We start from the raw sequence: 1,314 nt of genomic DNA on the forward strand, positions 1-1,314 counted from the left end.
TGGCGAGGATCTGCTTGATGTAGGGGTAGGCGGCGCAGTAGTCGCCGTTGCGGTAGTACTCGGAGCCGAGGCTGAAGTTGGAGCGCGTCGTGGGCTGCAGCAGCACGTACGTCTCCGCGCAGTAGTCGCCAGGACCGTAGGACGCCAGGGGAGCGGACGGCGCGGGACGTGGCATCGGCGCCTCGGCGGCCGGCGGAGCGCTGCACGCGGCCAGGGAGGCGAGGACGGAGAAGAGCGTGAGGCGAAGAGAAGGCATGAGCGCGGAGCGTGGCAGAGACATCCGTCGGACCGCGCCGAGCGAGTCAGCGCTCTCGGAACGACACAGCAGGCGTTCGGAAGTTGCTCGGGCTCTCCGTCTCGTGTCTGCCCATAGATCTCGCGACCCGAGCGCCCAACCCAGAGTCGGTCATCCTGGCACGAGTCCACAAACGAACACCGGCCGCCCCCGCGATGGGGACGGCCGGCGTGGCTCGGTCCGCCTCGGTGCCAAGGCGGGGGGAGCGGGGCTAGCGCACGCGGGTGGTGCAGGAGCCATAGGCGCCGAGGCTCGCCGACACCGACTGGCCCGGGCTGAAGCCCTCCAGGAAGTACTGGTCGCGGCTCGGGCCGGCGCGCTCGAAGCGGGACGCCGTCGTCCGCGCGTTGGAGGCGATCTGGCCAGAGGTCTGAGCGGCCACGTTGCGGTAGATGTCCGCGAGGCACCAGTAGGCGAAGCGGCCACGCAGCGAGGTCGGGCGGCCGACCGACTGCGCGATCAGGCCCGCGCGGCGGTACAGGCTCGGCCCGTGCGACGGGAAGACCTGCAGGGCGCGGTCGTACTGACCGGCCGAGTAGTAGAAGTCGGCGCGCTGCGCGTTCGACTCGGCGTTGTCGATCGCGCGCTGGAAGAGTTCGTTGGCGCGTGCCGTGTCGCCTTCACGACGGGCGCGGACCGAGAGCGCGTACAGCAGGCGCGGGTTGTCCACCTGGTCGACGATCTCCGGCAGGCGGGTGATGCCAGAGATCACGGCCTCCGGATCGGCGCCGAGATCGGTCAGGCGCTCCGGCTGCTGCTGCGCGGTCGCGAGGAGGGTGAAGACGCGGTTGCCCGTGAGCGTGCCCGCGTTGTAGTCGTCGAGGAGCGACTGGACAGCCGCGTCCGTGCCAGCGACCTGGTCCTGAACGGACGGCTCGGTCTCGATGTAGGTGGCGAACTGGGCGTAGTTCTCGCGCAGCGCCGCGTCGTCGATCGCCTCGGAGAGGCTCCGGATGTACGCCGCCCGCTCCGGGTTCGGGATCTCGTCGCCGAACTCCGCCGCCGAGCCGGCGAACAGA

General features: G+C 70.5%; 1 protein-coding gene and 1 pseudogene. Both read right to left on the reverse strand.

The annotated features are described in order from the left end of the window. A pseudogene (locus B1759_RS00005) lies at nucleotides 1-256 on the reverse strand (hypothetical protein); the annotation flags it as partial. A 250-nt stretch (nucleotides 257-506) separates the two neighbouring features. Then, on the reverse strand, nucleotides 507-1,314 hold an 808-nt coding region (locus B1759_RS19515; protein WP_158225021.1), incomplete at its 5' end, for a M48 family metallopeptidase.

The organism is Rubrivirga sp. SAORIC476 (genome assembly GCF_002283555.1).
Lineage (GTDB): Bacteria > Bacteroidota > Rhodothermia > Rhodothermales > Rubricoccaceae > Rubrivirga.